This is a genomic window from Mesorhizobium sp. LNHC252B00 (assembly GCF_000502955.1).
Lineage (GTDB): Bacteria > Pseudomonadota > Alphaproteobacteria > Rhizobiales > Rhizobiaceae > Mesorhizobium.
The window spans coordinates 76,085-101,996 of record NZ_AYWO01000021.1; the positions used below are offsets into that span (position 1 = coordinate 76,085).

The 25,912-nt window shown below is 62.4% G+C and carries 26 protein-coding genes and 2 pseudogenes; 18 read left to right on the forward strand and 10 right to left on the reverse strand.

From position 1 onward, the window contains the following. Window positions 1–43: 43 nt before the first annotated feature. Complete coding sequence (locus X744_RS147645) at window positions 44–1,246, reverse strand: pyridoxal phosphate-dependent aminotransferase (protein WP_031260752.1); 1,203 nt, start codon at window positions 1,244–1,246, stop codon at window positions 44–46. A 219-nt stretch (window positions 1,247–1,465) separates the two neighbouring features. Between X744_RS147645 and X744_RS147640 the strand changes: the two genes are divergently transcribed. The 3 genes from X744_RS147640 to X744_RS147630 all read left to right on the forward strand — a co-directional run bounded on the left by X744_RS147640 (window position 1,466) and on the right by X744_RS147630 (window position 3,869). Further along, window positions 1,466–2,353, forward strand: coding sequence for an EAL domain-containing protein (locus tag X744_RS147640; protein WP_023761291.1), 888 nt, complete (start codon window positions 1,466–1,468; stop codon window positions 2,351–2,353). Beyond that, the gene (locus X744_RS147635) at window positions 2,350–3,198 is read left to right on the forward strand and encodes an EAL domain-containing protein (protein ID WP_023761292.1); all 849 of its coding nucleotides are present in this window, start codon (window positions 2,350–2,352) and stop codon (window positions 3,196–3,198) included. Before X744_RS147640 ends, X744_RS147635 begins: the two co-directional genes overlap by 4 nt. 107 nt (window positions 3,199–3,305) lie before the next feature. After that, on the forward strand, window positions 3,306–3,869 hold the full coding sequence (locus X744_RS147630; RefSeq protein ID WP_023761293.1) for a glutathione S-transferase family protein: 564 nt from the start codon (window positions 3,306–3,308) through the stop codon (window positions 3,867–3,869). A 31-nt stretch (window positions 3,870–3,900) separates the two neighbouring features. Here the strand turns inward: X744_RS147630 and X744_RS1000000175385 are convergent. The 3 genes and pseudogenes from X744_RS1000000175385 to X744_RS147620 form a co-directional block, all read right to left on the reverse strand. Beyond that, a pseudogene (locus tag X744_RS1000000175385) lies at window positions 3,901–4,160 on the reverse strand (hypothetical protein). Continuing rightward, the gene (locus X744_RS147625) at window positions 4,157–4,351 is read right to left on the reverse strand and encodes a hypothetical protein (protein WP_023761295.1); all 195 of its coding nucleotides are present in this window, start codon (window positions 4,349–4,351) and stop codon (window positions 4,157–4,159) included. Before X744_RS147625 ends, X744_RS1000000175385 begins: the two are co-directional and overlap by 4 nt. Before the next feature lie 271 nt (window positions 4,352–4,622). Continuing rightward, on the reverse strand, window positions 4,623–4,835 hold the full coding sequence (locus tag X744_RS147620) for a cold-shock protein (protein ID WP_010910991.1): 213 nt from the start codon (window positions 4,833–4,835) through the stop codon (window positions 4,623–4,625). Window positions 4,836–5,112: 277 nt separating this feature from the next. On the opposite strand from X744_RS147620, the gene X744_RS0137780 reads away from it, so the two are divergent. Next, window positions 5,113–5,442 (forward strand): hypothetical protein, encoded by a 330-nt coding sequence (locus X744_RS0137780; protein WP_031260754.1) that lies wholly within the window; start codon window positions 5,113–5,115, stop codon window positions 5,440–5,442. 12 nt (window positions 5,443–5,454) lie between these two features. Here X744_RS0137780 and X744_RS147615 read toward each other — a convergent pair whose 3' ends face one another. Continuing rightward, window positions 5,455–6,024 (reverse strand): methylated-DNA--[protein]-cysteine S-methyltransferase, encoded by a 570-nt coding sequence (locus X744_RS147615; RefSeq protein WP_031260755.1) that lies wholly within the window; start codon window positions 6,022–6,024, stop codon window positions 5,455–5,457. Between the two features lie 181 nt (window positions 6,025–6,205). Here X744_RS147615 and X744_RS147610 point away from each other — a divergent pair, with 181 nt between their 5' ends. From X744_RS147610 to X744_RS147555, 12 genes are all read left to right on the forward strand, one after another. Further along, window positions 6,206–7,108, forward strand: coding sequence for a lytic transglycosylase domain-containing protein (locus X744_RS147610; protein WP_023761299.1), 903 nt, complete (start codon window positions 6,206–6,208; stop codon window positions 7,106–7,108). 215 nt (window positions 7,109–7,323) lie between these two features. Beyond that, window positions 7,324–8,592 (forward strand): ABC transporter substrate-binding protein, encoded by a 1,269-nt coding sequence (locus tag X744_RS147605; protein ID WP_023761300.1) that lies wholly within the window; start codon window positions 7,324–7,326, stop codon window positions 8,590–8,592. A 52-nt stretch (window positions 8,593–8,644) separates the two neighbouring features. After that, window positions 8,645–9,607, forward strand: a complete 963-nt coding sequence (locus X744_RS147600; protein WP_032907893.1) for a sugar ABC transporter permease — start codon at window positions 8,645–8,647, stop codon at window positions 9,605–9,607. 1 nt (window position 9,608) lies between these two features. Next, window positions 9,609–10,433: a carbohydrate ABC transporter permease gene (locus X744_RS147595; protein WP_023761302.1), complete on the forward strand. Its 825-nt coding sequence runs from the start codon at window positions 9,609–9,611 to the stop codon at window positions 10,431–10,433. Between the two features lie 158 nt (window positions 10,434–10,591). Continuing rightward, window positions 10,592–11,014 carry a lysozyme inhibitor LprI family protein gene (locus tag X744_RS147590; protein ID WP_023761303.1) on the forward strand — a complete coding sequence of 141 codons (423 nt, stop codon included), beginning with the start codon at window positions 10,592–10,594 and terminating at the stop codon, window positions 11,012–11,014. 134 nt (window positions 11,015–11,148) lie between these two features. Beyond that, entirely contained in the window at window positions 11,149–11,892 is a 744-nt protein-coding gene (locus X744_RS147585) for a DUF899 family protein (protein WP_023761304.1), read from the forward strand. 95 nt (window positions 11,893–11,987) lie between these two features. Further along, window positions 11,988–12,533, forward strand: coding sequence for a DUF4142 domain-containing protein (locus X744_RS147580; RefSeq protein WP_023761305.1), 546 nt, complete (start codon window positions 11,988–11,990; stop codon window positions 12,531–12,533). Window positions 12,534–12,714: 181 nt separating this feature from the next. Further along, a complete protein-coding gene (locus X744_RS147575; protein ID WP_023761306.1) occupies window positions 12,715–13,104 on the forward strand; it encodes a DUF6152 family protein in 390 nt (129 codons plus the stop codon). Beyond that, window positions 13,105–13,566: a DUF6644 family protein gene (locus X744_RS147570; RefSeq protein WP_023761307.1), complete on the forward strand. Its 462-nt coding sequence runs from the start codon at window positions 13,105–13,107 to the stop codon at window positions 13,564–13,566. 98 nt (window positions 13,567–13,664) lie between these two features. Further along, complete coding sequence (locus X744_RS147565) at window positions 13,665–14,057, forward strand: RidA family protein (RefSeq protein WP_023761308.1); 393 nt, start codon at window positions 13,665–13,667, stop codon at window positions 14,055–14,057. A gap of 246 nt (window positions 14,058–14,303) precedes the next feature. Then, complete coding sequence (locus X744_RS147560) at window positions 14,304–14,696, forward strand: RidA family protein (RefSeq protein ID WP_023761309.1); 393 nt, start codon at window positions 14,304–14,306, stop codon at window positions 14,694–14,696. 119 nt (window positions 14,697–14,815) lie between these two features. Beyond that, window positions 14,816–16,078 (forward strand): ATP-binding protein, encoded by a 1,263-nt coding sequence (locus X744_RS147555; RefSeq protein ID WP_023761310.1) that lies wholly within the window; start codon window positions 14,816–14,818, stop codon window positions 16,076–16,078. Window positions 16,079–16,786: 708 nt separating this feature from the next. Here the strand turns inward: X744_RS147555 and carB are convergent. From carB to X744_RS147540, 4 genes and pseudogenes are all read right to left on the reverse strand, one after another. After that, a pseudogene (gene carB / locus X744_RS01000000170090) lies at window positions 16,787–20,225 on the reverse strand (carbamoyl-phosphate synthase large subunit). Between the two features lie 224 nt (window positions 20,226–20,449). After that, on the reverse strand, window positions 20,450–21,343 hold the full coding sequence (locus X744_RS147550) for an SH3 domain-containing protein (protein ID WP_031260757.1): 894 nt from the start codon (window positions 21,341–21,343) through the stop codon (window positions 20,450–20,452). A gap of 324 nt (window positions 21,344–21,667) precedes the next feature. Then, complete coding sequence (locus X744_RS147545) at window positions 21,668–22,426, reverse strand: metallophosphoesterase family protein (RefSeq protein ID WP_023761314.1); 759 nt, start codon at window positions 22,424–22,426, stop codon at window positions 21,668–21,670. Between the two features lie 66 nt (window positions 22,427–22,492). Next, on the reverse strand, window positions 22,493–22,849 hold the full coding sequence (locus X744_RS147540) for a helix-turn-helix transcriptional regulator (RefSeq protein ID WP_023761315.1): 357 nt from the start codon (window positions 22,847–22,849) through the stop codon (window positions 22,493–22,495). 190 nt (window positions 22,850–23,039) lie between these two features. On the opposite strand from X744_RS147540, the gene X744_RS147535 reads away from it, so the two are divergent. Continuing rightward, window positions 23,040–24,218 carry an MFS transporter gene (locus X744_RS147535; RefSeq protein WP_023761316.1) on the forward strand — a complete coding sequence of 393 codons (1,179 nt, stop codon included), beginning with the start codon at window positions 23,040–23,042 and terminating at the stop codon, window positions 24,216–24,218. Between the two features lie 86 nt (window positions 24,219–24,304). Here X744_RS147535 and X744_RS147530 read toward each other — a convergent pair whose 3' ends face one another. Further along, a complete protein-coding gene (locus X744_RS147530; protein ID WP_023761317.1) occupies window positions 24,305–24,760 on the reverse strand; it encodes a MarR family winged helix-turn-helix transcriptional regulator in 456 nt (151 codons plus the stop codon). A 216-nt stretch (window positions 24,761–24,976) separates the two neighbouring features. Between X744_RS147530 and X744_RS147525 the strand changes: the two genes are divergently transcribed. Further along, window positions 24,977–25,771 (forward strand): SDR family oxidoreductase, encoded by a 795-nt coding sequence (locus X744_RS147525; protein ID WP_023761318.1) that lies wholly within the window; start codon window positions 24,977–24,979, stop codon window positions 25,769–25,771. Window positions 25,772–25,912 lie beyond the last annotated feature (141 nt).

Consider the following 25,912-nt stretch of genomic DNA (forward strand, 5'->3'; position numbering starts at 1 on the left):
ACCCGGCGGTGAAGCCGGGTTTTCTGTTCCAGGGCTGACCCGATCAGGTCAGCGATGCCGTGAAGCGCTGGATGCGCGTGCAGGCTTCTTCCAGCAGTGTCTCCGAGGTGGCGTAGGAGATGCGGAAGTTGGGGCCAAGTCCGAAAGCCGAGCCGAACACTACGGCGACACCCTCGGCCTCGAGCAGTTCCGAGCAGAAGGTCTCGTCGGTGTCGATCAGCTTGCCGGCTTTTGTCTTCTTGCCGATCAGCTGGGCGCAGGACGGATAGACGTAGAAGGCACCCTCCGGAGACGGACAGGTGATGCCGCGCGCCTGGTTGAGCATCGAGACGACGAGATCGCGCCTGCCTTGAAAGATCGCCTTGTTCCTGGCGATGAAGTCCTGCGGGCCGTTGAGCGCCTCGACGGAGGCCCATTGCGCGATGGTGCAGGCACCTGATGTCTGCTGGCCCTGGATCATATCCATCGCCTTGATCAACTGGACGGGACCGGCCGCATAGCCGATGCGCCAGCCGGTCATGGCATAGGCTTTCGACACGCCATTCATGGTCAGCGTGCGGTCGTAGAGTTTCGGCTCGACCTCGGCGATGGTCTTGAAGACAAAATCGCCATAGGTCAGGTGCTCGTACATGTCGTCGGTCAGCGTCCAGACATGCGGGTGCTTCAACAGCACGTCGGCAAGCGCGCGCAGTTCAGCCTCGGTGTAGGCGGCGCCCGACGGGTTCGACGGCGAGTTCATCAGCAGCCACTTTGTGCGCGGCGTGATCGCCTTTTCCAGCACAGAAGCGGTCAGCTTGAAGCCGTTGTCGATCGAGGTGTCGGCAAACACCGAGGTGCCGCCGCAGATCGCCACCATCTCGGGATAGCTGACCCAGTAGGGGCGCGGAATGATAACCTCGTCGCCCGGGTTCAGGGTCGCCATGAAGGCGTTGAACAGGATCTGCTTGCCGCCGGTGCCGACGATGGTCTGCTCGGGCCTGTAGTCGAGACTGTTCTCGCGCTTGAATTTCTTCGTGATCGCCTCTCGTAGCGGCACGATGCCCGAAACCGGCGGATACTTGGTCTCGCCCCGGCGGATCGCCTCGATCGCCGCATTCTTGATGTTGTCGGGCGTATCGAAATCCGGCTCGCCGGCGCCGAGGCCGATAATGTCACGGCCGGCATTTTTCAGCTCGCGCGCTTTCTGCGTCACCGCGATGGTGGCCGAAGGCTTTACGCGGGAAAGGGTGTCGGCAAGAAAAGCCATGACCTTGAACGTCTCCATGGAAGATCGGTGCGACCAGGAGCGGCCGCGGCGCTTCTCATGTCGCATGATTTCGCGCAGTGCAAGCATTGTCGGCTGATCCAGCCGTCAATGACCCGTGATCGGGACTCGTGATCGGCAACAATAAATTCATTAACGAGCGGTAGAGGCTTGAGTGACAGGATCGCAGACCAATTCCGCCGGTTCGCGGAGCGAGGAACAGTGTCGCGCAGCATCGGGCTTGCCCACATCATCCGTCAGGACGACGGCACCTCCACCGGTGTCTGGGGCATCTACACGCTGCAGAGCGCCTTCCAGCCGATCTTTGCCTTCAACGAAGGCAAGCTGTCGGTGGTCGCGTTCGAAGGGCTGATCCGGCCGTTCCGCGACGGCGAGCCGCAATCGCCGATGAATTTCTTCTCGACCTGCCCGGCCGCCGACCGTTTGCATATCGAGGCGCTGACGAGGACGCTGCATCTTCTGAACGCCGGCGCCTACCTGCCACAAGAGGCGTCGATTTTCATCAATTTCGACCCGTCGGTGTTCACCGAACGCCCCGTTGCCGACGCCGCCTTGCGCGAAATGCGGCTGGTGCTGCATGAGGCCGGCATCGATCCACGCCGGGTCGTCTGCGAAGTGACCGAGCAGCGCTCTGCGTCGCAGGAAACCCTGCACAGTTTCGTCGCGGCACTGAAAGCCAACGGCTTTCGCATTGCCGTCGACGATTATGGCGCCGACGATTCCGACATCAACCGCGTCAGGGAGTTGAAGCCCGATATCGTCAAGTTCGATGCCGATTGGATCACGCAACTGATGGAATCCGGCGCCGGCTTCGCGCTCTTGACCACCATGGTGAGAAGCTTCGAGGCGCAAGGCATCCGGACGGTGTTCGAAGGTATCGAGGAGAGCTGGCAATTGGAGCTTGCCGAGAAATCGGGAGCATCGATGGTGCAGGGTTTCGTGCTGGCGCGGCCCGAACTGGCGCCGACCAGCTTTCGCGTCTTCGACAAGAACAGGCAGGCCCCCGCCGCCGCCGACACGCCTGCCGCCGCCCCGGCACCGCATTCGGCGCGGCAGGTGAAGGCGTTTGGACGCAGGGTGGTGCCATGAGGCTTGAGAGGCGTCGCAATATCGGCGATGCGATCTGGGTCGACGAAGTCGGCATCGTATACGGCGTCCATGGCGAGTTCCGGCTGCGCAGCGCCTATCAGCCGATTTTCGCGCCGCGTGGCCGGTTCCTTCACGCGGTCGCCGTCGAAGCCCTGATCGAGCCGCACCGCGGCGAGCGCCCCAGTGCGCCACGGGTTTTCTTCGACAGTATTGCCGCCTCGGATCGACTGTTTGTGGAGACCATGTGCCGGGCGCTGCACCTCAGGAATTTTTCCAATATCGGCGTTGACGGGCTCGACCTGTTCTTCAACTACAATCCGCTGATCAACGACCATTCCGGGCGGGCGCTGGCCGAGATCCGGCTGATGACCAGGCATCTCGGCGAGTTCGGCCTCGCGCCAGCCATGCTGGTCTGCGAGATCACCGAACAGGCGGCCGATGACGCGCTTCTTGCCCGGTTGGCGCGCGAAATGCGGCGCGACGGCATCCGCATCGCCATCGACGATTTCGGCACCGGGCACTCGACCGAGGAGCGGGTGAACCTGCTCAAGCCCGACATCGTCAAGATCGACGGCATCTGGTTCTCGGAGTTCTGCCGCCACGCAGCCGCCGAACGCTTTTTCCGCCCGCTGGTTTCCAGCCTGCATGACCGCGGCGCCAAGGTGCTGGTCGAAGGCATCGAGCAACCCACCCATCTTCGCGTTGCGATTGAAGGCGGCGTCGATCTTCTGCAGGGTTATCTTCTCGCCCGCCCGGCGCTTGCCGGCACGATATTTGATGAAAAGCCGCTGCATATCGATACGCTGCTCGGCAATGTCGGCAATGTCATCCCGTTGTTTGGCTAGGTCGCCGGTATCAGCGGCGCTGATCGTCGTACCAAAACAAATCATTGGTTGAGGGCGCCGCCGCTGCGATAATCGCGACAGCAGAGACAGCGCTCCGGGGAACAGCCATGATACTTTACGGCATGATCGACAGCGGCAATTGCTACAAGCCGCGCCTGCTGATGGCCAAGCTTGGCCTTGCTTTCACCAATGTCGAGGTGAGTTCGCACACCGGCGACACCCGGAAAGCAGACTTTGTCGCCAAGAACCCGAACGCCATGGTGCCGCTGCTCGAACTCGACGACGGCCGTCGCCTGGCCGAATCCAACGCCATCCTGCTTTACCTCGCCGAAGGAACGCGTTTTTTGCCGGTCGACAGATATGAGCGGGGACTCGCCTATCAATGGCTGTTTTTCGAGCAGTACAGCCACGAGCCTTACATCGCCGTGCGCAAGGCGCTTCTGACTTTCCCTGAAAGAGCCGCGGATGCGACGCCGGAGCGGCTGGCGGTGACGCTGGAGCGCGGCAACAAGGCGCTCGGCGTGATGAACAAGCATCTGGAAGACAATGCCTTCTTCGCCGGCGGCGCGCTCAGCGTCGCCGACATCGCGCTCTATGCCTATACCCANAGTTTTTGTCCTTACGCCATCGCCATTGCTCCGATTGGGCGCAGAGATAGGCGCGACGCCTGATCGGGCTTGCGGCCTTGGCCAGGAGTATTGGTTACTTCAGGAGATGATCGTAATCAGCATGGGTGCCGATCCAGAACCAGATCACGTCATCATTGATGCGGACGGCAACAGCTCGGTAATTGTCGTCAACTCGCGCCGACCAATATCGTCCAACTTGTTTGAAACGCAGTGATGGAATGGATGAAAGGGATCAGAACGCAGGCTTGCAAAACGTCTGTCAGCCTTTGCCCTGATGGACAATGGCAGTTTTTCATAAGCCTCCCAGAACGATGGGGAGGCGACGTGATTCACAGTGGCCGGGTCCGGCCAGCGCGATGGTCAGCCAGTGCCTGTTCGGCAAGCTTGTCCAATCGGCCCGAGTCGGCCTCGATCTGCCGATCCCACATGTCCGCCCGAAGCGCTTCGAACCAGGCGGCAAAGGCCTTCAGTTCCTCGGCGCTCAGTTCGGCGACGGATTTTTCGATTTGCTCAAGCTTGGTCATGGCTGAATAGTACCACAAATTGGGTCAAAAGTGTCACCAGAGGTGGGACTATAGTTCCTGGCCGTCGGCGTTAAACCCCAGACAGCAAAAAGGCGGGAAAAATCCCGCCTTCCATGGTAGCCTGATCGGGAGCGTCCGGTCCGGGCTGGCAGCTATCCGCTGATCCAGCTTGTCGGGTCTTTCCGCTCCGGCGCGCTTCTCGCGCGACTATCAGTACATCCGTGACTTGCCGCGCGCCCCGGGCTCTCGCCCGGCGCGCGCTATCGCAAAATCAGGCTGCCTTGCTCAGAGATCCAGCGGACGACTTGCCAGTGCGGCGGTCCTGCTCGATCTCGAAGTTGATCTTCTGGCCTTCGACCAAGGTCGACAGTCCAGCACGCTCGACAGCGGAGATATGGACGAAAACGTCCGCGCCGCCTGCGTCAGGCTGAATGAAGCCGAAGCCCTTGGTGGCGTTGAACCACTTGACCGTTCCAGTTGCCATTTTTAATAGTCCTTCAACATTTGCTTTAGTTTGACCAGACCGAAGTCCAGCCGGTGTGCATCGAGATTTTGGAGATAGACGTCAGCAAACGCGAAGATCGCGAGGCCCGGATCGATCGGCCGAAATATCAATGGAAGGCATATAGGCTGGTTTCGCATAAAATACAAGACTGCGTGAGAAAGCCGTGATCGAGGGGCTGCCCAACGGCCGCCCCAATCTGCTGAAAACGTTGCGGCAGGTCACGCTGTCGTCGAGCGGCGGATCAGGGGAGAGGACCATGAAAACCATTCTGCTTGCCGCCTGCCTGACGCTGGTGGCGGCCGAGGCGCAGGCGATCTCGCGCTACGATCCGACGCATATGAGCTGCTGCAAGGTTCAGACGACGATAGGCCGGCAAGGCGCCGTCATCCTGCGGTACCAGTCGACGCGGGTGCCGGGATTGCCGCTTTACGACCGCTATGTACAGAGCCAGCAATTCTGCACCATGGGCGAGGTGAGGACGCGCGCCTACGTGCCGAGCGCCGACACCAAGTCCTGTCCGGTCTATAACTGCAAGCGTCCGGACAATGACCGGCATTTCCGCAGGCGGTTCTTCCACAACAACTAGAACTTGTCCGCGTCAGAACCCGAAGGAAACCTGCGCCGGTGGCGGCGGGCCGACGCGCACGCCCTCCATGGCCAGCATCTTCTCCTTGGTGACCGAACCGCCCGGTGCCGAGAAGCCGCCGATCTTGCCGCCGGCCGCTAGGATGCGGTGGCAAGGAATGACCAGCGGCACCGGATTGGCGCCGAGGGCGGCCCCGGTTTCGCGGGCGAGTCCGGCATGGCCGGCCGTCTTGGCCAGCTCGCCATAGGTGGTGGTTTCGCCGAAGGAGAGTTTTCGCGCCGCGTCATAGATGGCGAGGCGGAAATCGTCGACGCCGTCGAGATCGACCGGCACGCCGGAGAAATCGACGTCCTCGCCCGCCGCATAGGCCTTGATCGAGGTGATCAGCTCGACCACCCATGGCGGCTGGGCCGTGGAGGCGGAAACGCCGCCATGGCGCAGCAAGCGCCGCTCCACCGCTTCGCGGCTGCGTTCGGGCAGACAGAGCCTGATCAGGCCCTTTTCACTCCAGGCAATGCCCATGAAACCGATCACTGTTTCTAACACTGCGTGGCCGGCCGTGATCGAGGAGGTCGTGTCCATGATGCGTTCCTTTCCGCAAAGTGGCGAAAACCGGGATTCGCCCCAGTACATATCCAGAACAATATGGCATCGGGGGCCAAGTCTTGCCACCCGAAAACCAGCCGGTGGCCCCGATTGCCGGTCATGAATCGCTGGTGTAAGGGATTTCTTAACACCCCGACAAATCGGACCCGAGCTCGGCTTGCCAGCAAAATTCAACCTTATCGCGATCGGCGTGATCCTGGCCGCCGCCGGCATCAGCGGTTGCACGTCGACCTCGCAGATGAAGGCCGCGCCGGCTCTTACCGAAACCGCGACTGTCGCCGGCACTGACGCCGGCTTCACCGTGCCGCTGCCGGAGACGGTTTCTGTGCTGCCGGAATCCTCCGGTATCGCACCCGTTCAGACAGCCGAGCTGCCGCTCGATCCCGCAGCGCAACCGGCGGCAGTGACCGCCGCCTTTGCCGGTTCGACGCCGGCGGCACCAGCCGTGCCTGCCGTGATGACCGCCAATGCCTGGCAGGCGCCTGCGCCGGCCAGTGCGGGCGAGCCGATCCGGGCTGCCGAGACCTATACGACCGCGGGGCTGGTGATGCCGGCGACCGCCAAGGGCGACCGGATGCCCGGCGTCCAGCAGGTCGCCTATATCGTGCCGCAGAACCCGGCCGCCCTTGTGCAGGGTCCGGTCGGGCCGATGGAAGAACGCTCGACGGGCGTGCGTGGCGATGTCGAACGGCTGATCGAGAAATATGCCGCCCTCTATCAGGTGCCGGTGGACCTGGTGCGCCATGTCGTCAACCGCGAGAGCACCTTCAACCCGAAAGCCTACAACAATGGCCATTGGGGACTGATGCAGATCAAGCACGCGACGGCGCGCGGCATGGGCTATGACGGTCCGGCCAAGGGCCTGTTCGACGCCGAGACCAATCTGAAATACGCGGTCAAATATCTGCGCGGCGCCTGGCTGGTGGCCGGCGGCAACGCCAAGAAGGCCGACTGGCTCTATCAGACCGGCTATTATTTCGATGCCAAGCGCAGGGGCCTGCTCGAGGCGACCGGCCTTGGTGTCGACCGTCAGCGACGCCGCCTGCAGCCCGACGCCTGAGCGCGATGCCTGAAACGCGTCCGCGGCTTTGAACGACATCCGACTGCGCAAGATCCTCGACGAGACGCTGGGTCCGCCGCACGGCTGAAACCGTTCCAGCCGCGTGATTTGGGAACCCAAAGCGTCGCTCCGCATTCATTGCAGGGTGGGGTCTGACAAGCTGCCGGTTCGTGGGAGGATTTTCCGTCGCCGGCGGCGGAGGGACATCCACCACCATGAAGCTTTTTCACGCATTTCTGGCGCTCGGCGTGGCCGCCATGCTGGTTGGCACGCCCGCGCAGGCCGTCGAGCTGTCGATCGTGTCGGGCGATACGGGCGACGGCATCAAGGTGCTGCGCGAGATCCTCGACCGTTACGAGAAAGACAGCGGCAACAAAGTCGGCATCGTCGTCATGCCGACCTCCGGGACCGACCAGTTCGGCCAATACCGGCTTTGGCTCGCCGCGGGAAACAGCGACATCGACGTCTATCAGACGGACGTGATCTGGGCGCCGCAGCTCGCCAGCCAGCTCGTCGATCTGACCGCCGCGACCAAGGATGTCGTCGGCGCCCATTTCCCGTCGATCATCCAGTCGCAGACGGTCAATGGCAAGCTCGTCGCGCTGCCGATCTTCACCGATGCGCCGGCGCTCTACTACCGCAAGGATCTCCTCGACAAGTACCGCGCCAAGGTGCCGGCGACCTGGAAGGAGCTGGCAGACACCGCCAAGCTGGTCATGGACGGGGAGCGTGCGGCGGGCAATCGGGATATCTGGGGCTTCGTCTTCCAGGGCAACGCCTATGAGGGCCTGACCTGCAATGCGCTCGAATGGGTGATGTCGAGTGGCGGCGGCCAGGTCATCGAGCCGGACGGCTCCATCTCCATCAACAACCCGAAAGCGGCGGCGGTGCTCGATATGGCCAGGGGCTGGGTCGGGACCATCGCGCCGCCCGGCGTGCTTGCCTACCAGGAAGAGGAATCACGCGGCGTGTGGCAGACCGGCAATGCGGTGTTCATGCGCAACTGGCCCTATGCCTACGCGCTCGGCAACGGCGGAGGCTCGCCGATCAAGGGCAAATTCGACGTGGCGCCGCTACCGGCCGGCACGGGCGAAGGTGCCCGGCCGATCGCCACCTTGGGCGGCTGGAACCTCGCCGTCTCCAAATATTCGAAGCATCAGGATGCCGCGATCGAGCTGGTCAAGTTCATCGCCTCGCCCGCGATGCAGAAATACCGCACGCTGAAGACATCCAACCTGCCGACAATCCAGGCGCTGTATGACGATGCCGACATCGCCCGGCAACAGCCGATCGTTCCGCGCTGGAAGCAAATCTTTCTCAATGCGGTGCCGCGTCCCTCGGCCGCGACCAGGATAAAATACAACGAGGCGTCGAGCCAGTTCTGGAACGCCGTTCACAACACGCTCTCGGGCGACGGCACTGCCGCCAACAATCTGGCCGACCTCGAAGCGATGCTGACCAAGCTGAAGGGCCGAGGCTGGTGACGCGACGATGCCGGAGTATCCGCCTGGCGGAGCCGCAACGAGCGGGTGCGGGATGATAAGAATGGAACCTGAAAAAGCCAGGGCTGCGCACTCGTCGTTGACGGCACAGCGCGTTCGCTCGGCCTGGCTTTTCCTGGGGCCAATGCTTCTGGTGCTCGCCGCGGCGGCCGGCTGGCCGCTTGCCCGCACGGTTTACTTCAGCTTCACCGACGCCTCGCTGGCCGACCTCGACGCACGCCAATGGGTGGGCTTCGGCAATTATTTCTCGGTGTTCAGCATGCCGAGCGGGCGGGTCCTCTACGATGGTCTGCTCGTTGATCCGGTCTGGTGGCGTGCCGTCTGGAACACGGCGCGCTTCGCGGTGATCTCCGTAACCTGTGAGACGATCCTCGGCATGATCGTTGCGCTGGTTCTCAATGCCAAATTCCCTGGCCGCGGCATCGTCAGGGCGGCGATCCTGATCCCCTGGGCCATCCCGACGATCGTCTCGGCGAAGATGTGGCAGTGGATGCTCAACGACCAGTTCGGCATCATCAACGTCGTGTTGCTCAACCTCGGCCTGACCAGCGCCAAGATCGCCTGGACGGCCAACGCCGACACGGCGATGGCGGCGATCCTCGTCGTCGATATCTGGAAGACGACACCATTCATGGCGCTGCTCATCCTGGCCGCGCTGCAGATGCTGCCGAGGGAGATCATCGAGGTCGCCAGGCTCGACGGCGCCAACCCGTGGCAGATCTTCTGGCGGGTGACGTTGCCGCTCATCCGTCCGGCGGTGATGGTGGCCGTGATCTTCCGCGCGCTCGACGCGCTGCGCATCTTCGACCTGATCTATGTGCTGACGCCCAACAATGTGCACACCAAGTCGATGTCGGTGTTTGCCCGCGAGAACCTGTTCGAGTTCGACAAGTTCGCCTATGGCTCCGCCGCCTCGACCTTGCTCTTCCTCATCCTCGCCTTGCTCACCATCGCCTATATCCGGATCGGCCGGATAAGCCTGGACGGAGGCCGCTGACATGTGGATGCTGAAGCGCACGGCCTTCACCCTGCTGGTCGGCGCAATCGTCTTCGTCGCGGTGTTCCCGTTCTACTACGCCATCGTCACCAGCCTGAAATCGGGCACCGATCTGTTCCGTGCCGATCTGTGGCCGACGACGGTCAGTCTTGCCAACTACCGGAATGTGCTGACCGAGGGCAGCTTCGTGCGCAATCTCATAAATTCGCTGTTCGTCTCGGGCGCGGTCGTCGCGCTGTCGCTGTTGCTCGGCGTCACATCAGCCTATGCGCTTGCACGCATCCGCTTTCGCGGCCGCTCGGCCCTGCTGTTCACCATCCTGTCGGTGTCGATGTTCCCGCAGGTGGCGCTGCTGGCCGGGCTGTTCGAACTGGTCCGCATGTTCGGCCTCTACAATTCGCTGTTCGCGCTGATCTTCTCATACATGATCTTCACCTTGCCCTTCACCGTCTGGGTGCTCACAACCTTCGTCCGCGACCTGCCGGTCGAGGTCGAGGAGGCGGCGATCCTCGACGGCGCGACGCCGTGGATCATCATCACACAAGTCTTCCTGCCGCTGATGTGGCCGGCGCTGGCGACCACCGGGCTGCTGGCCTTCATCGGCGCGTGGAACGAGTTCCTGTTCGCCCTGACATTCACCTCCAACAACGCGCAGCGGACCGTGCCGGTGGCGATCGCGCTGCTCTCGGGCAACTCGCAGTTCGAGATCCCGTGGGGCAACATCATGGCAGCGTCGGTGATCGTCACAGCGCCGCTGGTGGTGCTGGTCCTGATCTTCCAGCGCAAGATCGTCTCCGGCCTCACCGCCGGCGGGGTCAAGGGGTGAGGTGGCGGCTGTCATCCTGCGGCGCGTCTTGCCGAGCTGCCGCGAGAACGGGGCAAGTAAAGGCACTGTCCACCAACGCGGCAGGCGGCATCTTGCCTGCACTCGTCCGGTTGCTAAGCTTCGCCTGCGTGGGGCGCTGCTGAACCGGAGGAAAACTGATGCGGTTTCTGCTCTCCAGCCTTGCCACCCTGATACTTGCCGTTCCGCTCTATGCCGGCACCGCGCGGGCCGCCGACGACTGCGCCAACGCGGAGGACCAGGCGACCATGAACGCGTGCGCCGGCAAGGCATTCGACGCGGCCGACAAGAAGCTCAACGACGCCTACAGGCAGATCGAGCGCAGGCTGAAGGACAATGCGGCGTCGAAGAAGCTGCTGGTCAATGCGCAGCGCGCCTGGGTCGCTTTCCGCGACGCCGAATGCAGTTTCCAGGGCGGTCCGCCTGCCGATGCGGGCAGCACGTATCCGATGGTCGTGGCCTCCTGCCAGGCGTCCCTCACCAACAACAGGCTGAAGGACCTGCAAGGCTACCTCAATTGCACGGATGCCGACACGGACTGCCCGGTGCCGGCAGCGCGGTAGCGTCCGTCCGACGTTTTCGGGAAGGCTTCGTCGCCGCGCTCCTGCGCAAATGTCGGATCCGGTGGCCGCAAAACGTCCTTGGGTCGCAGAGCAACCGTGCCGGGACGCCGGCGCGACGACCCAAGGAGACTGTCATGATCACCTTTCCCAACGAATCCGCCAGATACCGCACCGCGCGTGAAAAACTGCTGCGGAAGGAAATCGAACTGCGCCGCGCCATGGAGGCCGTGGCCGAGGCACGGCGGGCGCTGCCGCCGGGCGGACTGATCCGCCAGGACTATGCGTTCGACGGGCTGGACACCGAAGGCAGGCCCGCGAAAATAAAACTGTCGGAGCTGTTCGCGCCGGGAAAGAACAGCCTGATCCTGTACAACATGATGTTTCCCCGCCATCCGCAGGAAAAGCGCGACGTGGCCACCAGCGGCGGCACGGCGAAGCTCGCGCGACAGGACCAGCCATGTCCGTCCTGCACGGCGCTGCTCGACCAGTTCGACGGCGCGGTCGGGCATCTCGAGGCGGCCGGCTTCAATTTCGCGGTGGTCGCAAAGACCGCGCTCGAAAACCTGGTCACGCTCGGCCGCGACAGGGGCTGGCGCAACATGCGGCTGGTATCTTCGGCCGACAACAGCTTCAAGCGCGACTACAATGCCGAGGATGCCGACGGCGCGCAGATCCCGGTGCTGTCGGTATTCCATCGTGACGCGGATGGCATCCGCCATTTCTGGTCGTCCGAGCTCAGCTTCGCGCCCCCGGAGCCCGGCCAGGACCCACGCGCCATCGGCACCTGCGAGATCCTGTGGAACCTGATGGATTTCACGCCGGAAGGCCGGCCGAACTGGCACGAACAGCTGCAATATGGCGAGGCTTGCTGCCATTGAGATGCCGTCGTTTGGGGAGAAAAAAGGTCCGCGCAACCTCGTCGCTTTAACCGCGTTGGATTGTCCGAGGGATAGTTCAAACCCGGAGACCTGCCATGAAGACCCTTCTTGTCCTTACCGCCGCGGCATTGCTGGGCGCCGCGCCCGCCTTTGCCCAATCGACGACGGTCGCGCCGCTTGTCGCCACGACCAAGGTCGACACTTCGACCTTCATCAAAATGGTGCCAAGCGCCAATGAGTTCGAGATCCAGTCCAGCAAGCTCGCCGAGCAACAGGCGACCGACGCTGATGTCAAGGCGTTCGCCAAGCAGATGATCGCCGATCACACCAAGGCCAGCGAGGATTTCAAGACGGCTCTCAGCCTCGGCCAGACAACCTCGGCCACGGCGCCTTCCGGTCCGGCACTGCAGCCCAAGGAGCAGAAGATGCTCGATGAGCTGAAGGGCGCAACCGGCGGTCAGTTCCAGGCGAAATACATCGAGATGCAGACCAACGCCCACAAGGAAGCCGTCGCGCTGTTCAGCGCCTATGCAAAGTCGGGCGACGATCCGGCGATGAAGGAATTCGCCAAGAAGACGCTGCCGACGCTGAAGATGCACGAAAGGCACGTGAAGGAACTGGCGGTCGCGCACCAGGGTTGAAGGCGTTCAAGTCCGCGCTCTACGGCGGAGCCGTAGAGTGCTGCGGTGGATGCCAGCCCGTCTGGCAAAACCAAGCACCACAAGCTGGCCCTGGCGGCACCGGCCTTTCCCGATGTGATTTGACCTTGCCGTGCCGTGTCCTACTCTCGATTGCCTGCTGAATGAACCGAGGAGACCAGCGATGCAGTCACCTTTCAACGCAATTCGCGGCGTCGCGCTGACGGCGACCGTGATCCTCGCCGCCGGCACCGCAGCCTATGCCCATCATGGCTGGTCGTGGACGCAGGATGGGTTTTTCGAACTCAGGGGCAAGATCACGGCCATCTATATCGGCAATCCGCATGCCACGCTGGATGTCGACGCAAAGGGAGAGGCCTGGCGAGTGGAGCTGGCGCCGGCATCCCGCACGATCGCCGCCGGCTTCACGGAGGACGTTGCCAAGGTCGGCGACGAAGTGACCGCGATCGGCAACCGCTCGCTCGAGGGGACCGAAAAGCGCATGAAGGCGGTGCGCATCATCGTCAATGGCGAGACATACGTTGTCCATCCAGAGCGTGTGCCACCGGCCTAGATGGCGGAGTTCCTAGCCGGTATCGAGCAACTTGCCTTCGCGCGCTGGCTGAAGGCCTCCTTCGTTGCCTACCCCGTGGTCAATGCGCTCCACATCATGTCGATCGGCGCGCTGCTGACCAGCGTCGTTCTGATGGACCTCAGGATCTGCGGCGCCTTCCGCTCGCTGCCGCACGCGGCGTTCGTCGCGCTGCTGCGCCGCATTGCATTGGCGGCGTTCGCGGGTGCGCTCGTCACAGGCTCGCTGCTGTTTTCAGTGAGGGCGAGCACCTATGCGGCGATGCCGATCTTCCTGGCCAAGATGACACTCATCCTTGTTGCCGGCGTCAACCTGCTCGCCTTCCTGCGCTTTTGCCGCGCTACAGGCAGCGACGAACCGGCAGGTGGGACCGCTCTGGCCGTGCTTTCGATTCTGCTGTGGACCTCAGTGCTTTTCGCCGGACGGTTCATCGGTTTTCTCTAGCGCCGCATCTTCCTTCTCCCCCTGGGGGAGAAGGGAAGAACGGCGCTGGCGTTCCGCCCGTGCCAGGATAAGCTCCTGCAAACTCAGGGAGGATTGCCATGAAGAAGGAAATCATCGAAGTGCCGGTGCTGTCGGCGGCCGTGCGCACGCTGGGCGTGCCGCTGTCGCTGGTGACCAGGGCCGCGGGGCTGGTCTTCGTGTCCGGCACGCCGCCGCTCGACATCGCGACCGGCAGGCTGGTCAAGGGCGACATCGAAACCCAGACCGAGGCGTCGCTGAAGGCGCTGAAACACTGCCTGGAAGCGGCGGGCACCTCGCTGGACAATGTGGTGATGGTGCGCATCTACGCCGTCAATTCCGGCTTCTACAACGCCATCAACCGCGTCTATGCCAGGCATTTTCCCGAAAACCCGCCATCGCGGACCTTCGTGCCGGTGGCGTCGTGGCCGATGGAGTTCGATATCGAGATCGAGTGCGTGGCGACGGGTTGAGGCCTGGACCATGCGTCGGCGCTGGCGTTCCGCCAGTGCCGGGACAAGCTCCCCGAAATCAGAGGTTCACGCAAAAGACCCCCTCATCCGACCGCTGCGCGGCCACCTTCTCCCCGCTGGGGAGAAGAGGAAGGCGCCGACGTTGCAAGTCTCCTCTCCCCTCGGGGAGAGGTCAGCCGAGCGAAGCGGAGGCTGGGTGAGGGGGCCTTTGCGCCAACCTGTCCAACAAAGGGGAGGAGAACCACCATGAAGAAAGAAATCATCGAAGTGCCGGTCATGTCGGACAAGGTGCGGGCGCTCGGCCTTCCCTGTTCGACAGCGGTCAAGGCCAACGGCTTCGTGTTCATCTCGGCGACGCCGCCGGTGGACATGGTGACCGGCGAGATGGTGCGCGGCGACATCGAAACGCAGACCGAGGCGTCGCTGAAGGCGCTGAAACATTGCCTGGAAGCGGCCGGCACTTCGCTGGACAACGTGGTGATGGTGCGCATCTACGCCGTCAATTCGGGCTTCTACAACGCCATCAACCGGGTTTACGCGAAGTACTTCACCGTCAACCCGCCGGCGCGCAGCTTCGTGCCGGTGGCGTCTTGGCCGATGGAGTTTGACATCGAGATCGAGTGTGTGGCTGTGGCGTGAGGAGTCTGGAGGACGCCGTGATCGTGCCCAAATTTCCCAAAACGGGCGTTGATGGCAATTATATTGACAAATCTGCGGAAAAGGCGCAAAATAACGCGTTAAAATAAAGGACCATGGCTATGTTGATCGAATTTAGTGTTGAGAATTTTCGATCATTTAGGGAGAAGCAGGTGTTCTCCATGGCGGCGGCAAATGCCAACCGAGAACACTTGTCAACAAACACTTTCAAGACGACCCTGCCGGGTTTCGGGAGGTTTCTACGCTCTGCCGCAATCTATGGACCAAATGCAGCAGGCAAAACCAACTTGCTGCGCGCCATGCAGTTCATGAAGACACAGGTCGTGACTTCGGCCGGAAAAACCACTTCCCAGCAGTTCGCATATTCGCCGCATAAAATGTCTGAAAAAACGCGTAGCGCGCCCAGCGAATTCATTATCACGTTCGCAGAAAACGGCGTCAGGTATGAATACGGGTTCTCTCTGTCGTCTATAAGATTTGAAAGTGAATGGCTTATTGAGTATGTAAATCCGCGCGGCCGAACGCTTTTTCAAAGAGATTATAACCGCGTTAATGAAGAATATGAATGGAGATTTAGCTCGTTCATGGTCGGTCAGAAATCCTTGTGGAGCGATTCTACTAGGCCGGATGCTCTATTTCTGTCGACAGCTGTTCAGTTGAATAGCACGCAACTGCTCCCAATTTTTGAATGGTTTCAAAAAAGGCTGGTGGTTATAGTCGATGAAACACGCCTGAATCCAAACATGACCATACAGCTGCTCGATTCTACAGGTGGAAAAGAGAAGCTTCTGCCTTTCTTGCAAGAAGCTGATCTTGGGATAGCTGATCTGGAGGTTAAGCGAGAAAGTATTGCTGCCGGGGCGGTTGTTATGGGCGGTGGATTGGATTTGATCCTTCATCAAAGGGCAGGTCAACCTTCGCCTGATCTCTTGAAAATAAGGTTGTCCCATTGGGATGATGAAAGAAAAGGCCAGATCGATTTGGACTTCGAGGATGAATCGAGTGGAACAAAGATGCTTTTTAGAACCGCTGGCGCCTGGCTAAATGTTTTTGAAAGAGGCGAGGTATTATTGATCGATGAAATTGACACTAGCCTTCATCCGCTATTGATCAGATATCTAATAGAGAAATTTAACTCAAACGAAAGTAATTATCAAAACGCCCAGTTGATTTTCAGCACGCATAATACTTCATTGTTGTCAGCAGACCTCTTCCGCCGCGATCAGATTTGGTTCGTTGAGAAAGACAGACGTGGCGCTTCAAGCATTTATCCTTTGACGGATTTTAGTCCTCGAGTTGACGAAGCTTATGAACGAGGATACTTACGTGGGCGTTACGGGGCGCTTCCAATCCTTCCATCATAGTAAGCATCGAAGATGGCACCTGTCCGCCGTGGAAGATCATCTAGGCAGTACGCACGGCGGGCGCCGACTCGTGCTCCATATGACTATGTCTTGATAATATGTGAGGGCAGCAAAACCGAGCCTAATTATTTCAATGGTCTTAAGGCGGATTGCCAGCTCAGCAGCGCAAACATTCGAGTGGAGAACGCTGCTGGAACAGACCCAATGACTATCGTAAGCGCCGCCGAGGCGGCAATTAGATCGCGAGAGCCTTTCGATAGGGTATATTGCGTTTTTGATAGGGACGGCCACCAAAATTATGACGCAGCTATTGAAAGATTAAACAACCATAGTGCTGCCAAGGCCGGAAAATTATTTGCAGTTACGTCGACTCCCTGCTTTGAAATATGGGTTTCGTTGCATTTCATTTATTCGACAGCTGCCTTCAATGCGGTCGGCAAGAAATCTTCGTGTGACCATGTAATAGATAAATTGAAAGAATATTTCACTAAGTATGAGAAGGAGCAAAGAACTCTTATGAGGTCCTTTCGAAGAATACTGAAAAAGCTATCTCGAATGCCAGGAAGCTCCAGGATTTTAATGCCAAATCCGGTTCTAATAACCCATCAACTTTGGTGCACGAGCTTGTCGAATATCTTCGCGACTTGAAAAAACCAAAGGCTGAAAAGAAGTAGCTAGTCGCCCTGTTGCCGCGAGGGCGAATGTTCGTTAGCCAAAATACTCCTGCAGCGGCCTGACCTCCAAACTCCCCGCCTTCAGCGCCGCAATCGCCTCCGCCACAGCCGCCGCGCCCGAAAGCGTCGTATAATACGGCACCTTCTGCATCAGCGTGGCTCGCCGCAGCGACTTGGAGTCCGATACCGCCTTCTGGCCATCAGTCGTGTTGAAGACGATCTGCACCTGCCGGTTGCGGATGGCGTCTTCGATGTGGGGGCGGCCTTCCAGGACCTTGTTAATTTTCTCGGCGACGACGCCGTTTTCGGCGAGGAAGCGGGCAGTGCCGGAGGTCGCCATGACCTTGAAGCCGAGGCCGGCGAGGCGCTTGACGGCCGGCAGGATGCCTTTCTTGTCCTCGTCGCGCACCGAGACGAACAGCGTGCCGGAGCGGGGGAGATCAACACCGGCGCCCAGCTGGCTCTTGGCGAAGGCGAGCGCAAAATCGCGGTCGAGGCCCATGACCTCGCCGGTCGAGCGCATTTCCGGGCCGAGCAATATGTCGACGCCGGGGAAGCGGGCGAAGGGGAACACGGCTTCCTTGACCGCGATGTGGCCGGGGTTCCTGGGGTCGGGCATGGCGCCGTAATGGGCGAAGGCGTCTTCCAGGCTCTCGCCGGCCATGATGCGGGCAGCGATTTTCGCGATCGGCCGGCCGATGGTCTTGGCGACGAAGGGCACGGTGCGGGATGCGCGCGGATTGACCTCCAGCACATAGACCGTGCCGTCCTTGATCGCATACTGCACGTTCATCAGCCCGCCGACATTGAGCGCGCGGGCAAGTGCGGCCGTCTGCCGTTCCAGTTCGTCGACCAGTTCCGAAGGCAGCGAGTGCACCGGCAGCGAGCAGGCACTGTCGCCCGAATGGATGCCGGCCTCCTCGATGTGCTCCAATATGCCGGAGACGAAGGTGTCCTTGCCGTCGCACAGGCAGTCGACATCGACCTCGATGGCACCGGAGAGATAAGTGTCGAACAGCAGCGGGTTCTTGCCCAGCAGCGTGTTGATCTGGCCGGTCTTGTCGTTGGGGTATTTCTGCTTGATGTCCTCCGGCACCAGGCCGGGCACGGTGTCGAGCAAATAGGTTTGCAGCATGCCCTCGCTGTGGATGATCTGCATGGCGCGGCCGCCGAGCACATAGGAGGGGCGCACCACCAGCGGGAAGCCGAGCTCGCCGGCGACAAGGCGGGCCTGCTCGACCGAATAGGCGATGCCGTTCTTCGGCTGGCTGAGGCCGAGCTTGTGCAGCAGCTTCTGGAAGCGGTCGCGGTCTTCGGCGAGATCGATCATATCGGGCGAGGTGCCGAGGATCGGGATGCCGGCCTTCTCCAGCGCATCCGCCAGCTTCAGCGGCGTCTGGCCGCCGAACTGGACGATGACGCCGACCAGTTCGCCCGACGCCTGCTCGGCGCGCAGGATTTCCAGCACGTCCTCCGCCGTCAGCGGCTCGAAATAGAGCCGGTCGGAGGTGTCGTAGTCGGTCGACACGGTCTCCGGGTTGCAGTTGATCATGATCGCTTCATAGCCGGCGTCGCGCAGCGCAAAGGCCGCGTGGCAGCAGCAATAGTCGAACTCGATGCCCTGGCCGATGCGGTTGGGTCCGCCACCGAGGATGACGACTTTCTTGCGCGACGAGACCTGCGCCTCGTTGGCGAGCGCGCCGGCAAACGGCACTTCATAGGTGGAGTACATGTAGGCGGTGGGCGAGGCGAACTCGGCCGCGCAGGTGTCGATGCGCTTGTAGACCGGATGGACGTCGAGCTTTTCACGCGCCTTCTCGATCACTTCGATGTCGGTTCGGGTCAGCGAGGCGAGGCGGGCGTCCGAAAAACCCATGGCTTTCAGCATGCGCAGATTGACGGCGTCCTCGGGGATGCCGTGCTCGCGGATGCGGGCTTCCATGGCGAGGATGCCGGCGATCTGCTCGAGGAACCACGGGTCGATCTTGCACATGGCGTGCACGTCTTCCAGCGAGGTGCCCATGCGGATCGCCTGCGCCACCATGCGCAGCCGGTCGGGCGTCGGGGTGCCCAGTGCGGCGCGGATGGCGTTGCGGTCGTCGGCATGGTTGGCGGTCGCGGCGCCGTAACCGAGGCCGGGGATCTCGATTTCGTCGAGGCCGGTGAGGCCGGTTTCGAGGCCGCGCAGCGCTTTCTGCAGCGATTCCTGGAATGTGCGGCCGATGGCCATGACTTCGCCGACCGACTTCATCGCGGTGGTCAGCACCGGCTCGGCGCCGGGGAACTTTTCAAACGCAAAGCGCGGGATTTTCGTCACGACATAGTCGATCGACGGCTCGAAGGAGGCGGGCGTCGCGCCGCCGGTGATGTCGTTCTCCAGCTCGTCCAGCGTGTAGCCGACGGCAAGCTTCGCCGCGATCTTGGCGATCGGGAAACCGGTCGCCTTCGAAGCCAAGGCGGAGCTGCGCGAGACGCGCGGGTTCATCTCGATGACGACCAGACGGCCATCGGCCGGGTTGACGGCGAACTGCACGTTGGAGCCGCCGGTCTCGACGCCGATCTCGCGCAGCACCGCGATCGAGGCGTTGCGCATCATCTGGTATTCTTTGTCGGTCAAGGTCAGCGCAGGGGCGACGGTGATCGAATCACCCGTATGCACGCCCATCGGGTCGATGTTCTCGATCGAGCAGACGATGATGCAATTGTCCGCNGGTGGTCGGCGAGGCGTCGAGGCCTGACTGGACGATCTCGTAGAATTCGGCGCGGTTGTAGGCGATGCCGCCGCCGGTGCCGCCCATGGTGAAGGACGGGCGGATGATGGCGGGCAGGCCGACATGGTCGAGCGCCTGGGCGGCGATCGCCATGCCATGGCTGATGTAGCGCTGCTTGCGATCGCCTTCCCCGAGGTTCCAGCGGGTTTCCAGCGCATCGAGCGCGGCGTCGAGATCGGCCGGCTTCTCGGCCTTGAGTGCTGCGCGCTCGGCCTCATGCGTCTTGCGATCGGTGTTCTTGACGTCGGTGGCGTTGGCCAGCATCGACTTCGGCGTCTCCAGGCCGATCTTCTTCATCGCCTCGCGAAACAGCGCCCGGTCCTCGGCCTTGTCGATGGCCGTGGCGTCGGCGCCGATCATCTCGACATTGTAGCGCTCCAGCACGCCCATGCGGCGCAGCGACAGAGCGGTGTTGAGCGCGGTCTGGCCGCCCATGGTCGGCAGCAGCGCGTCGGGCCGCTCCTTGGCGATGATCTTGGCCACCACTTCAGGCGTGATCGGCTCGATGTAGGTGGCGTCGGCCAATTCCGGGTCGGTCATGATGGTGGCCGGGTTGGAATTGACCAGGATGACGCGGAAGCCTTCTTCCTTCAGAGCCTTGCAGGCCTGGGTGCCGGAATAGTCGAACTCGCAGGCCTGGCCTATGACGATGGGGCCGGCCCCGATGATCAGGATCGACTTGATGTCGGTGCGTCTTGGCATGTCACAGGTCCGTTCGGCGGGCGGCTTGCACAAAAAACCGGGACGGGAAGACCCGGCCGGTTGTGCTCGCGATTCTGGTATCAGGCTAGGAGGGCCTTATAGGGAAGAGTTTTGACTGATGTAACCCCGAAAATGCGAGAGAGCAGGGAGTAGGGATTGGGGAGTAGGCAGTACGGGACGTTCGAGCGCCTAATGCCTATTCCCTACTGCCCAATCCCTGATCCCTAATCCCCCAGCGCCAACTGATCCGTGATCTCGAAGCGTTCCGACACGCCAACGCGGATCATGTTGAGGCTGCCTTCTCGGGTGAAGCGGAAGTCGCCGGGCGCGTCGGAGCTGGCCGGCTTGCCGGCGACGAAGGAGATGATGCGCGTGCCGCCATCGGGCCAGGTGACCGTGATGTCGGCCTTGTCGGCGGTGCGCACGGCGCTGACCGTGCAGCGCTGCATCGGCTGGCCGACATAGCGGGCGCAGGGGATCTCGTCGGCGGCAGCAGCGGGCGGCGGTGACGCCGCGGCGTCCTGGACATCTCCTGTCAGAGAGGTTTCGGCCGCCGCCAGTGCCAGGCCATAGGCATCCTGCATCGCGGCGCGGCCGATTTCAGTGGCGGTTTTCGGTATGCTTTCAGTTGCCGGACCGGTGCCGCCAAGCCGCGCCGCCAGGTCGGGCGGCGGCTGGGCCGCAGCCTCAGCGGCGGCTCCGGCGTCCGGCTTGCCCGCCGCGTCGCCAGTGGAGGCAACCACCGGCGCATCCGCCGGTTTTGTCTCGCCTTCGACAAAGGGGGCCGGATTGAGGGGGACGAGGTAGCGCGCCGGCGCCCAGCCGCTGGCCTTCGCATCGTCGGTTTCAACCTTGCACCACTGATGGCCGTCAATGTCGTTGCAACCGAGATTTTTCACGCGTGCACCACTGGCCAGGCGTGTCTCGGTCTTGCCGACCGGCGATGGCTTGGTGCGGAGATTGAGCAGATCGTCCGGCGCCAGGCCTGTGACGATGGAAAAGACGAGATCCGGCGCTTCTTCGGCCATGGTGGGGGCAAGGACGGGCCATGCCGCCATCAGCAGCGGAGCGACAATCAGCGCATGCAGGGATGTTCGGAGCGTAACTGTGCGCCTCATCGTTTGGCCGTGCGGTGATATCATACCGCGACCGGTCGAGCCCGCCGCGTACCCGGCCGGTTTTATAAGGGACGAGGCGCCGCCATGTAAGCCCGAAAATTCGATCGCTGTTCTGGCCGTGCCGTCAGCGGGCCAGCCCGACCAGTTCAGCCTGGCGGCATGAACGCAAGTGCGTTCAGCCAGGCATGAACGCAAGTGCATTCAGCCTGAGGCATGAGCTTCGCTCAGCCTGGTGGCATGAACGCAAGTGCGTTCAGCCAGACATGAGCTTCGCTCAGTCTGGTGGCATGAACGCAAGTGCGTTCAGCCAGACATGAGCTTCGCTCAGTCTGGCATGAACCCCGTCCTGAGCGCGTGGGCCCATTCCGGCTGGTCGGCCTGTTCGGCTTGGCGCGCCGCTGCCTCATGGTCGTAGCTGACGGCGATGTTTTCGAAACCGTCGGGCTGGCCCGCGTCACCCAAGGTCACGATGCCGTAGCGGGCGTGCGATGAGCCTTGCTCGGAGACATGGGCAGGCGGTGTCGCATCATCATAGGCGGGGCAGCCGATGCTTCCGGGATTGAAGATGACCGGACCATCGGGGATGCGGATCAGCTCCGCCCGGTGGCTGTGGCCGCACAGTGCGATGCGGCAGGCGGGATCGAGCGGCTTCAGCCGGCGCCGGATCGCCGCCAGCGGCGCGCGCACCAGCTGGCCATTGACGATCGTATCGGCGAGATATTTCTCGTCGTGGTCCGGGCGGGCGTGGAAGGCGATCACGCCGGGCGTGATCTCCAGCGTCAGCGGCTGTGTGAAAAGGACTTCGCGCTGCGCCTGTGTCAGCCGCTGCTGCGCATAGACGTCGGAGGCCCACATGGTCTCATCGGCCGGGTCGGCGGCGACGCGGCGATCGTGGTTGCCGCGCACCGTCGGCAGGTTGAGCGCCTCCAGCCGCGCAAACGTCTCGCGCGGCCATAGCGGCCCGGAAACGCTGTCGCCGAGATTGACGGTCAGGTCCGCGCCGCCGCGCTGGCGCAGATCCTCAAGCACGGCGTCCAACGCCAGCACATTGCCATGGATATCGGCGAGGACGGCAATGCGCATTTTTGGCGGCTCCGTGGGTTGACGAGCGGGAAGGCAGGCCTTGCAGAACAACCGAGCTTTGGAGGCTTACGCCGGCACGTCGATGTCGTGGGAACCAACCACCGGCAGCGCCGGATCGTCGCCGGCCGCGGCGATGACGCTGTCGAGCAGGCCGGGGAAGCGGGCGTCGAGATCGGTGCGGCGCAGCGTGATCATGCGGTTGGTGCCGACCACTTCGGCGCGGGTGACGCCGGCCTCGCGCAGTTTGGCGAGGTGGTAGCTCAGATTGGTCTTCGAGCCGAGATCGAGGAACCGGCTGCAGTTCAGCGGCACGCCTTCCTTGCTGGCGAGATAGCGCACAATGGCGAGCCGGGTCGGGTCGCCGAGCACGCCGAGCACGATGGGCAGGCTGATCTGGTCCGTATTGGGGTGTGGCAAGGTCATGGCTGGAAACTAAGCGCAGTTTCGGCCGATTTCAACGCATCCATCCCGCCGTAGCTGTCCACACTGTTGTGCGTAATCCATGCTGACACAGGGCTGTCAGGAGGGGTCAGCTAATTTTCCCTCGCTTCATTGACATCATGCCCTTTCCTGTCCAATTGTTCAATAACTGTTGAACTAAGGACATCGCCCCATGGACAAGCGCCTCTTTTGGCTTGCACTCGGATCGTTCACCATCTCGACCGAAGGCTTCGTCATCTCCAGCCTTCTGCCCGACATCGCGGCGGACGCCGGCATCTCCATCCCGCTCGCCGGCACGCTGATCACCGCCTTCGCACTCGCCTATGCGGTCGGCACGCCGATCCTGGCGACGCTGACTGGCGAATGGGACCGGCGCCGCGTCATCCTGTGGACGCTGGTGTTCTTCGTGCTCGGCAACATCGCCGCCGCCTTGAGCTCCTCCTTCGAACTGCTGTTGATCGCGCGTGTCGTAATGGCGCTGTCGTCGGGCCTGTTCGCGGCGACCGCGCAAGGCACGGCGGTGGCGTTGGTCGATGACCATCACCGGGCGCGTGCCATCGCCGTCGTCGTCGGCGGCACCACGGTGGCCGTCGCCGTCGGCGCGCCGCTCGGCGCGCTCGTTGCCACCATTGCCGGCTGGCGCGGCACCTTCTTTGCCATCGCCGGCCTTGGCGCGCTTGCGGGCGCGATTCTGTGGTATCGGCTGCCGCAGGGTATCGTTGGCACCAGGCTGCCCTTGAAGCGCAGGCTGGCTGCCGCGCTGCGTCCCGGCGTGATGCCGATCCTGTTGACGACAGTGCTGGCGCTGATCGGCGCCTTCACCGTCTTTGCCTTTGTCGCGCCGCTCGCCATCGAGGGCGGCGGGCTCAGCCAGATCGCGCTGCCCGGCATGCTGCTCGCCTTCGGCGTCGGCGCCGTCATCGGCAACATTGGCGGCGGCCAGGCAGCCGACCGGTTCGGCGCGACCCGCACCGTCGGTTGGTCGTTGGCGCTGAGTGCCGGCATGCTGGTCCTGCTGTCGGTCATCCCGACCTTCCTGCCGCACCATCTTGCCGGGCCGGCGCTGATGGCGATGATGGTGCCGTGGGGCATAGTCGGCTGGGCGTTCCCACCGGCGCAGGCGAGCCGCATCATCAAGCTGGCGCCCGATGCCGCCCCGATCGTGCTGTCGCTTAACGCCTCGGCGCTCTACCTGGGCGTCGCGTTGGGTGCCGTGGTCGGCGGCGTCGTGCTGCGCTACGGCGCGCCGGCCGATCTCGGCCTTGTCGCCGCAGCCTTCCCGATCGTCGGGCTCGGCATCCTGCTGGCCGGCAACTGGGCGGCCAGGACGGTCGCAATGCCGGCTGAGTAGTACGGCCGGCTCAGCTGGCCGGCGGCAGATCGAAATCNACTGGGCGGCCAGGACGGTCGCAATGCCGGCTGAGTAGTACGGCCGGCTCAGCTGGCCGGCGGCAGATCGAAATCCAGCGCGGCGATCTCATCCAGAGCCGCGCGCAGCCTTTCCGCCTTGTCCTTGCCGGCCACGTCCTCGAAACGCTGCTGGGCAATTTGCCACAGCTTCATCGCCTCATCCAGCTTGACTAGGCCTTTTGGCGTCAACCGTACGCGCTTGATGCGGCGGTCCGCCGGGTCGGCGAAGGTCTCGACATAACCGTCGCGGATCAGCGGCTTCAGCGTATGGCCGAGTGCCGACAAGTCCATGATCAGCGAGGCCGCAATAGCGCCCATCGCCGGCTCATCGCCGATATGAATCTGGTAGAGCAGGCCCTGCTGCGTGGCCTTCAGGCCCGAAGGCGCCATCACATCATCATAGAACTGGCCGAGCTTGCGCGCCGCACGGCGCAGCGCGGCGTTGTTGCAGAGCGTCAGGCCGGGCAGGGTATCCTTCGACATACTGTGTCCTTGGTGCCGGCGAATAATGCCCGGCCGCCACGTCTCAAATAATCCCCATTCCGATCATTGACAAGATAGTGGCATATGCCTATTTGCGTGATGGTGGCATATGCCACTAAATGAATCAAATGGCTTTGCCTGCAAGGCGAGGGTGATCTCTCGGGGCCGGCGGCGAGGTCGAAACGAAGCAAAGCAGTTCGAAGAAGGAGCAAGACAGTGAGTGGACAGAGCAACAAGGGCACGGCAGTCGTCACCGGTGCTTCGGCGGGCATCGGCGCGGTCTATGCGGACCGGCTGGCGGGGCAGGGCTATGACTTGGTGCTGGTGGCGCGGCGCGCAGACCGGCTCGAGGACCTGGCGGAGAAGCTACGAAATGCCTATGACCGCAAGGTCAGCGTGATCAGCGCGGATCTGGCCAACGACAATGACCTGCGCCGCGTCGAGCAGGCGATATCAGCCGATGACAGCGTGACGCTGCTGGTCAACAATGCCGGCCTCGGCGGTGCGCAAGTGGTGGCGACGGCGGACGCCGATGTCGCCGAGCGCATGATCAAGGTCAATGTCGTCGCCCTGACGCGGCTGACCCGTGCCGTGTTGCCCGGCCTGATCGCACGCAATCGCGGCGCCATCGTCAACATCGCATCGGTGCTGGCCTATGACACCTCGTTCGGCGGCATCTACAGTGGCACCAAGGCGTATGTCGTCAACTTCACCGAGGCCCTGCAGCGTGAGGTCGCTGACACCCAGGTGAAGGTGCAGGTCGTGTTGCCGGGCGCGACCCGGACCGATTTCTGGGAGATTGCCGGCAGCGATATCGACAGCGTCCCGCAAGAGATCGTCATGAGCGCCGACAATCTGGTCGATGCAGCACTTGTCGGCCTGGCCAGGGGCGAAGCCGTCACCGTGCCGGGACTTGCCGATCCGGCCAAGCTGGACACTTTCCTCGGCGCCCGGCAAGTCTTCTTCGGCAGCCTGCACGCCAACAAGCCGGCCGCGCGCTACGCGGCTTGAGCTGGCAAGGCTGGTTCGCTTGCGAACCAGGTCCCCCACCCCGCTGCTCCGCAGCGACCCTCCCCACAAGGGCAGGGGAATCGCACATGAGTACAAAGGGACTCTTGTGTGGTGTGCGGAAATCGATTCTGAAAGGACCTC

What these genes read in the sequence shown, in the direction of transcription:
- X744_RS147645 (WP_031260752.1), bottom strand. Translation starts at nt 1,246, where the DNA reads ATGGCTTTTCTTGCCGACACCCTTTCCCGCGTAAAGCCTTCGGCCACC.
- X744_RS147635 (WP_023761292.1), top strand. Translation starts at nt 2,350, where the DNA reads ATGAGGCTTGAGAGGCGTCGCAATATCGGCGATGCGATCTGGGTCGAC.
- X744_RS147625 (WP_023761295.1), bottom strand. Translation starts at nt 4,351, where the DNA reads ATGACCAAGCTTGAGCAAATCGAAAAATCCGTCGCCGAACTGAGCGCC.
- X744_RS147620 (WP_010910991.1), bottom strand. Translation starts at nt 4,835, where the DNA reads ATGGCAACTGGAACGGTCAAGTGGTTCAACGCCACCAAGGGCTTCGGC.
- X744_RS0137780 (WP_031260754.1), top strand. Translation starts at nt 5,113, where the DNA reads ATGAAAACCATTCTGCTTGCCGCCTGCCTGACGCTGGTGGCGGCCGAG.
- X744_RS147615 (WP_031260755.1), bottom strand. Translation starts at nt 6,024, where the DNA reads ATGGACACGACCTCCTCGATCACGGCCGGCCACGCAGTGTTAGAAACA.
- X744_RS147605 (WP_023761300.1), top strand. Translation starts at nt 7,324, where the DNA reads ATGAAGCTTTTTCACGCATTTCTGGCGCTCGGCGTGGCCGCCATGCTG.
- X744_RS147600 (WP_032907893.1), top strand. Translation starts at nt 8,645, where the DNA reads ATGATAAGAATGGAACCTGAAAAAGCCAGGGCTGCGCACTCGTCGTTG.
- X744_RS147595 (WP_023761302.1), top strand. Translation starts at nt 9,609, where the DNA reads ATGTGGATGCTGAAGCGCACGGCCTTCACCCTGCTGGTCGGCGCAATC.
- X744_RS147590 (WP_023761303.1), top strand. Translation starts at nt 10,592, where the DNA reads ATGCGGTTTCTGCTCTCCAGCCTTGCCACCCTGATACTTGCCGTTCCG.
- X744_RS147585 (WP_023761304.1), top strand. Translation starts at nt 11,149, where the DNA reads ATGATCACCTTTCCCAACGAATCCGCCAGATACCGCACCGCGCGTGAA.
- X744_RS147580 (WP_023761305.1), top strand. Translation starts at nt 11,988, where the DNA reads ATGAAGACCCTTCTTGTCCTTACCGCCGCGGCATTGCTGGGCGCCGCG.
- X744_RS147575 (WP_023761306.1), top strand. Translation starts at nt 12,715, where the DNA reads ATGCAGTCACCTTTCAACGCAATTCGCGGCGTCGCGCTGACGGCGACC.
- X744_RS147570 (WP_023761307.1), top strand. Translation starts at nt 13,105, where the DNA reads ATGGCGGAGTTCCTAGCCGGTATCGAGCAACTTGCCTTCGCGCGCTGG.
- X744_RS147565 (WP_023761308.1), top strand. Translation starts at nt 13,665, where the DNA reads ATGAAGAAGGAAATCATCGAAGTGCCGGTGCTGTCGGCGGCCGTGCGC.
- X744_RS147560 (WP_023761309.1), top strand. Translation starts at nt 14,304, where the DNA reads ATGAAGAAAGAAATCATCGAAGTGCCGGTCATGTCGGACAAGGTGCGG.
- X744_RS147555 (WP_023761310.1), top strand. Translation starts at nt 14,816, where the DNA reads ATGTTGATCGAATTTAGTGTTGAGAATTTTCGATCATTTAGGGAGAAG.
- X744_RS147550 (WP_031260757.1), bottom strand. Translation starts at nt 21,343, where the DNA reads ATGAGGCGCACAGTTACGCTCCGAACATCCCTGCATGCGCTGATTGTC.
- X744_RS147545 (WP_023761314.1), bottom strand. Translation starts at nt 22,426, where the DNA reads ATGCGCATTGCCGTCCTCGCCGATATCCATGGCAATGTGCTGGCGTTG.
- X744_RS147540 (WP_023761315.1), bottom strand. Translation starts at nt 22,849, where the DNA reads ATGACCTTGCCACACCCCAATACGGACCAGATCAGCCTGCCCATCGTG.
- X744_RS147535 (WP_023761316.1), top strand. Translation starts at nt 23,040, where the DNA reads ATGGACAAGCGCCTCTTTTGGCTTGCACTCGGATCGTTCACCATCTCG.
- X744_RS147530 (WP_023761317.1), bottom strand. Translation starts at nt 24,760, where the DNA reads ATGTCGAAGGATACCCTGCCCGGCCTGACGCTCTGCAACAACGCCGCG.